Source organism: Microbacterium sp. CPCC 204701, assembly GCF_004010105.1.
In the GTDB taxonomy this organism is placed as follows: Bacteria; Actinomycetota; Actinomycetes; order Actinomycetales; family Microbacteriaceae; genus Microbacterium.
The window spans coordinates 1-5,993 of sequence record NZ_RRYE01000182.1; the positions used below are offsets into that span (position 1 = coordinate 1).

The window sequence follows — 5,993 nt, forward strand, 5'->3', positions numbered from 1 at the left end:
CCTGCACTCCCTGACGGGCTGCGTCCGCCGCGGCCAGCCGCGCACGCAGATCGGCGTTCTCGCGCGCCGCGCGGGTGGCACCGCGTGCGAACCCCGCCGCCCAGCCCGCGATCGCGCCGAGGACGAGCGTCGCGATCGCGATCGCCGAGAGCAGGAGTGCGTCCATGTCCACAGGATGCCCCGGACCCCCGACATCGCCTGCGCACAACGCCGATGCGGCACCGGCGCGGGCGCATCCGGACTCAGGCGACGACGAACGAGACGGTGGGAGCCGCTGCGATCTCGATCTGCGACACGCGCACGCCGGCGAGTTCGGCCAGACCGTCGATGTCGTCGGCGCCGACGCGCCGCGCGGCGTCGATCATGACGTGGGCGCATGCGAGCGCGTCGGCGGTCGCGTTGTGATGCGGGAAGTCGGCGAAGCCCGCCTCGGCGGCGACGAAGGGCAGGCGGTACGACTCGAGCCGATAGACCTTGCGCGCGACCTGCAGGCTGCACGCGTAGCGGTACGGCGGGCACTCGTCGCCGGTCGCGTCGCACGCGCGCTTGATGACGGCCATGTCGAACCCCGCGTTGTGCGCGACCAGGATGTCGTCGCCGGCGAACGCCGCGAGATCCGACAGCTGCTGGGTCCACGTCGGCGCGCCGATCACGTCTTCGGCGCGGATGCCGTGGATGCGGGTGTTCAGCTCGAAGAAGGCGTCGTGCCCGGCGGGCGGACGGATGAGCCAGCCCGTCCTGTCCACGATTTCGCCGCCGCGCACGCGCACGAGGCCGACGGCGCAGGCCGACGCGTTGCTGGAGTTCGCCGTCTCGAAGTCGATCGCGGTGAAGTCCAGGGGCACGTCCTCAGACTCGCCCGGGCGGATGCGACAGCGGCGGAGGCGCGCCGCGTTCGTCGGCGCTCGACGTGCCGTCGGCGCTCGACAGCGCCCGCCCCGCTCGGCATAGGCTCGAACCATGGCCAGTCGCGAGGACATGTCGCTGTCGTTCGGCTCGGCCGCCCGCGCCTACGAGTCGGGGCGGCCGGACTACCCGCGCGAGGCTGTGGATTGGATGCTCGCCCCGGTGCGGCAGCCCGACCGCGCGCTGCGAGCCGCCGACGTCGGCGCCGGAACCGGCAAGCTCACCCGCACGATCGTCGAGACCGGCGCCGAGGTCGTCGCGGTCGACCCCGACCCCGGCATGCTCGCGGCGCTCCGTGATCACGTCCACGGCGTGCCGACCTTCGCGGGCACGGCCGAGCGGATGCCCCTGCCGAACGCATCGCTCGACGCGGTGCTGCTCGGGCAGGCGTGGCACTGGGTCGATGTCGCCGCGGCCTCGGCCGAGGCCGCGCGCGTGCTGCGGAGCGGGGGTGTCCTCGGCCTCGTGTGGAACATCCGCGACGAGTCCGTGCCCTGGATCGCAGAGCTGACGCGCGTGATGCACGGCAGCCATGCCGAGCGGATGCTGTCCGCGGACGGACCCCGGGTGGATCCTCCGTTCGACCCGCTCGAGGAGCAGGTGTGGCGGTGGACGCGCACGCTCGGCCTCGAGGGGCTGCTCGACATGGTGTCGTCGCGCAGCTACGTCATCACGGCGACGCCCGAGGACCGTGGCCGGATCCTCGCCGCGGTCGCGGATCTCTTCGACGCGCACCGGCGGCACGACGACACGGGCGCCGAGGTCGTCGACGTCCCGTACGTGACGCGCGCCTATCGCGGCATTCGTCCCTAGCCTGCCGGCCGCGGCGGCGGGCGCGCGGGCCCGGCATCTAGACTGGATGCCCGTGGCTCTCACAATAGGCATCGTCGGTCTCCCGAACGTCGGCAAGTCGACCCTCTTCAACGCCCTGACCAAGAATCAGGTGCTCGCGGCGAACTACCCGTTCGCGACGATCGAGCCGAACATCGGGGTGGTCAACCTGCCGGATCCGCGGCTCGAGACGCTCGCCGAGATCTTTCACTCGGAGCGCATCCTCCCGGCGGCGGTGTCGTTCGTCGACATCGCGGGCATCGTCCGTGGCGCCTCGGAGGGCGAGGGGCTCGGCAACCAGTTCCTCGCGAACATCCGCGAGGCGGATGCCATCGCCCAGGTCGTGCGCGGGTTCAGCGACGACGACGTCGTGCACGTCGACGGCGCGGTGAACCCGCAGGGCGACATGGAGACGATCAACGCCGAACTGCAGCTGGCCGACCTGCAGACCCTCGACAAGGCGATCGCCCGGTACGAGAAGGAAGTCCGCGGCAAGAAGGCCGACCCGATCGTGCTCGAGACCGCGCTCGCCGCGAAGGACGCGCTCGAGCACGGCGTGCTGCTGTCGGCGTCAAACATCGATCTGACCCCTGTCAAAGAGCTCGGCCTGCTGACCGCGAAGCCCTTCATCTTCGTCTTCAACGTCGATGAGGCGGTGCTGACGGATGCCTCGAAGAAGGCGGCGCTGGAGGCTCTGGTGGCGCCCGCCAAGGCCGTGTTCCTCGACGCGAAGATCGAGTCGGAGCTCATCGACCTCGACCCCGAGGACGCCGCGGAGCTGCTCGCGTCGACCGGGCAGGAGGAGTCCGGTCTCGACCAGCTCGCGCGCATCGGCTTCGACACCCTCGGACTGCAGACGTACCTGACGGCCGGGCCCAAGGAGGCCCGCGCCTGGACGATCGGCAAGGGCTGGAAGGCGCCCCAGGCCGCGGGCGTGATCCACACCGACTTCGAGAAGGGCTTCATCAAGGCCGAGGTCATCTCGTTCGGCGATCTCGTCGCCGCGGGCTCCGTCGCCGAGGCGCGCGCCAAAGGCAGGGCGCGCCTGGAAGGCAAGGACTACGTCATGCAGGACGGCGATGTCGTCGAGTTCCGCTTCAACGTCTGAGTGAGAGGACCCCACACCGTGACCGAGACCCAGATCTTCGAGCCCGACGGCCGCGCGATCCCGTACGCCGATGAGGGGACCACCGGTCCCGCGGTTGTGCTGGTCCCGGGCCGCGGTCTGAACATCAGCTACCTCGGGCCGCTCGCCCACGCGCTCGTCGAGGAGGACTTCCGCGTCGTCCGCGTGGGTCCGCGCCACCCCGCATCCGCCGCGGACGCGACGGTGTCGATGCACGACCTCGCGCAGGATGTCGTGGACGTGATGGACCACATCGGGCTCGCCGGTGCGTGGATCGGCGGTCACGCGTTCGGCGGCTCGGTCGCTCGCACGGTGTCGCTCGACCACCCGGGACGCGTCGGCGGAGTGCTGCTGCTCGGCGTCGAGGGCGCGGAGCAGACCGACGAGCTCAGTGCCGGGGGGTCGGACATCCCCGAGGGCGCTCGCGACGGCGAGGTCGACGCGATGCAGCGCGCGGCGCAGGAGGCGTCCCCCGACATCCAATGGTCCTCGCTCGCCCCGGCCGTCCCTGTCCTCGTCGTCCAGGGCGCGGAGGACCGCCTCACGCCCCCGGCGAACGGCGAGCGGCTGCAGGCAACCGCGCCCGACCGCGTGAGCGTGGTGGGTGTCGAGGGTGCCGGGCACCTGTTCCCCGTGACGCACGTCGGCGCCACCGCATGGCCGATCGAGGACTACCTCGACTGGGACTGACGACGTCGTGACGCCCCGGCGCTCTCGCCGTCGCGTGCACCGCTGACTCCCTCGTCATCCGGCCAGGATGTCAGGATCGGCGCCCATCGGGCATTTCCTGGTGAGAGCCGGGTTGTGGGCACCCGTCGGGGAGCGAGCCGCTGTGGACAGTCGCGAGGGCGCGTCGCGAGGGCATGAGAGCATTGCCTGGTCGGCTGCGGGTTCAGGACGGGTATGCGAGACGGGTTCGAGGCGCTGTACCGTGCGCATTACAAGGCGGTGCACCGCTTCGTGAACCGTCGACTCGCGGCGAGCGCCGACGACATCGTCGCGTCGACCTTCGAGCTGGCGTATCGCAAGCTGCCGGCCGACCATCCGCAGCCGGTCGGCTGGCTCATCCGCACGGCCGCGAACCTGGTCAAGGCCGAGCTGCGCCGGCACGAGCGTGAACGCCGCGCGCTGCGCGACGCCGAGCTGATGCGCACCGCTCCCGGCGACGGCGGAGACCTCGACACGCTCGGGAGCCTCCTCGCGCGGATGACGCCTGCCCACCGAGAGGTGCTCCAGCTCACCTACTGGGATGGTCTCGGTGCGGCGGAGGCCGCGGTCGTGCTGGGGTGCTCCGAGCAGGCGGTGTGGAAGCGGCTCAGCCGGGCCAAGGCGGCGCTGCGGGCCGCGTGGCCGACCGAGAGCGACAGCGATAGAGAGGGGGCGGAGACCTATGCCTAGGCGCGAGATCAGCGACGACGACGAGCTTGCACGCATGCTCCGCGCCCTCGATCCCGTCGACTTTGCGACCGGGCCCGAGCTCGACGCCCGCAGGGAGCGCATCTGGTCCGGGATCGTCGAGCGCATCGACGCGGAGCCGTCCGAGCGCGCGGGGAGGCGGCGGCGCGCCCGGATGTGGTGGATCGCGACGCTCCCCGCCGCCGCGGCCGCAGTGGTGGCGCTGATCGTCGTTCTGGTCGTCGACCCGTTCGGGACCCCGGCGCCGGCTGCTGCCGAGGGGCTGCCGCCGCTCGTCTACGAGGCATCCGATCTGTCCTTCGAAGAGCACCTCGCCCGCGCGCGCGATCAGCTCGCGCAGTCGCCCGGGCCCGCGGAACCCGTGCGCGAGGCGACGGTCGTCGCGTGGTACTCGCATACGCAGATGGACGGCGAGGACCGTGGCACCGTCATCTCGCCCGAGGTGGTCTCCACGGCGTGGGACGAGACGTTCGCCATGCACATCCGCGTGACCGCCGGGCGGCCCTACGTCGCGGGCGACGACCAGCCGCCGACACGCGCGGATCCGCCGAAGGAAGGGACCGTGCTGCGCGACGACGAGATTCCGAGCGAGATGAACCTCATGGACGGGGAGCGGCCGATTCCCTTCCTGGTGGCGGGCAGCGGGGTCGACTTCTACCGGTCGTATGTCGCGGAGTCGATTGCGATGTACGGACCTGGCGGGGGAGCCGAGGCGCTGCGCGCCGTGGCGGATCTCAAGAACCACTGGACGCTGACCAACGCCCAGGAGGCCGATCTGCTGACGGTGCTGGAGGAGTACGACGGGCTCGAGACTCTCGGCGTCGCGCATGACCGCGCCGGCCGGAAGGCGTTCGGCATCTCGGCCCGCTCGGCGACGGGCATGCACGACGAGGTGATGCTGATCTCGACCGAGACCGGGCGCATCCTCGGCAGCGAGACGATCTACCTCGGCGACGAGCCGGAGTTCCCCATACCGACCGGATCGGTCATGAGCTACCAGATGTGGGGCCTGGGCGTCGACGGGCACTGACATGCCGGCGCAGGTCCGCGTCGTGCGTTAGCACCTCCGCCGAACCCCCGCAACAGCCTTCCGACGGCCCATCCGCGCACCCAGTGTGAAGGGCATGGTGTTCCTCGGCTATCACGCATCGCACGAGCAGCTGCCGCCGTCCATCCTTCTCGCGTCGGTCCAGGATGCCGAGCGGGCGGGCTTCGACGGCGCCATGTGCTCCGATCACCTCGCCCCATGGGGCCTCGCACAGGGTGAGTCCGGATACACCTGGAGCTGGCTCGGGGCCGCGCTCGCCACGACGAGCCTCTCGTTCGGCACGGTGACCGCACCCGGCCAGCGCTATCACCCGGTCGTGACGGCGCAGGCGATCGCGACCCTGGCCGAGATGTTCCCGGGGAGGTTCTGGTGTGCGCTGGGCAGCGGCGAGGCCGTCAACGAGCACGTCACAGGTGCCCCGTGGCCGCCGAAGACCCACCGGCAGGACCGCCTCGCGCAGGCCGTGGACGTCATGCGGCGCCTGATCGCGGGGGAACGCGTCGACCACGATGGCGCGTTCCGCGTGCACGACGCGCGGATCTGGTCGAGGCCCAGCGTGCCGCCTCCGCTGTTCGCGGCCGCCGCCTCCGCGCCGACGGCCGCGTGGGCGGCCGACTGGGCCGACGGGGTGATCACGGTCGGCCACGACCCTGAGGAGGTCGGCCG

7 protein-coding genes are annotated in these 5,993 nt (G+C 71.5%); 6 read left to right on the forward strand and 1 reads right to left on the reverse strand.

Going from position 1 to position 5,993, the window contains the following annotated elements; all coding sequences use genetic code 11:
• Window positions 1–242 precede the first annotated feature (242 nt).
• Window positions 243–845 carry a 3'-5' exonuclease gene (locus tag EIO58_RS11220; protein WP_127819611.1) on the reverse strand — a complete coding sequence of 201 codons (603 nt, stop codon included), beginning with the start codon at window positions 843–845 and terminating at the stop codon, window positions 243–245.
• 115 nt (window positions 846–960) lie between these two features.
• On the opposite strand from EIO58_RS11220, the gene EIO58_RS11225 reads away from it, so the two are divergent.
• The 6 genes from EIO58_RS11225 to EIO58_RS11250 all read left to right on the forward strand — a co-directional run.
• Window positions 961–1,719: a class I SAM-dependent methyltransferase gene (locus EIO58_RS11225; protein WP_127819612.1), complete on the forward strand. Its 759-nt coding sequence runs from the start codon at window positions 961–963 to the stop codon at window positions 1,717–1,719.
• Window positions 1,720–1,771: 52 nt separating this feature from the next.
• Entirely contained in the window at window positions 1,772–2,845 is a 1,074-nt protein-coding gene (gene ychF / locus EIO58_RS11230) for a redox-regulated ATPase YchF (protein ID WP_127819613.1), read from the forward strand.
• An 18-nt stretch (window positions 2,846–2,863) separates the two neighbouring features.
• Complete coding sequence (locus EIO58_RS11235; RefSeq protein WP_127819614.1) at window positions 2,864–3,553, forward strand: alpha/beta fold hydrolase; 690 nt, start codon at window positions 2,864–2,866, stop codon at window positions 3,551–3,553.
• A gap of 213 nt (window positions 3,554–3,766) precedes the next feature.
• Window positions 3,767–4,261: an RNA polymerase sigma factor gene (locus EIO58_RS11240; RefSeq protein ID WP_127819615.1), complete on the forward strand. Its 495-nt coding sequence runs from the start codon at window positions 3,767–3,769 to the stop codon at window positions 4,259–4,261.
• Window positions 4,254–5,309 carry a hypothetical protein gene (locus tag EIO58_RS11245; protein ID WP_127819616.1) on the forward strand — a complete coding sequence of 352 codons (1,056 nt, stop codon included), beginning with the start codon at window positions 4,254–4,256 and terminating at the stop codon, window positions 5,307–5,309. The genes EIO58_RS11240 and EIO58_RS11245 overlap by 8 nt, the downstream gene beginning before the upstream one ends.
• A 94-nt stretch (window positions 5,310–5,403) precedes the next feature.
• Window positions 5,404–5,993 (forward strand): LLM class flavin-dependent oxidoreductase (locus EIO58_RS11250; RefSeq protein ID WP_127819617.1); only part of this gene is annotated, 590 nt, incomplete at its 3' end.

Bases quoted from the DNA above. Each gene is read 5' to 3' on its own strand.
- EIO58_RS11225 (WP_127819612.1), top strand. From the start codon at position 961: ATGGCCAGTCGCGAGGACATGTCGCTGTCGTTCGGCTCGGCCGCCCGC.
- EIO58_RS11240 (WP_127819615.1), top strand. From the start codon at position 3,767: ATGCGAGACGGGTTCGAGGCGCTGTACCGTGCGCATTACAAGGCGGTG.
- EIO58_RS11245 (WP_127819616.1), top strand. From the start codon at position 4,254: ATGCCTAGGCGCGAGATCAGCGACGACGACGAGCTTGCACGCATGCTC.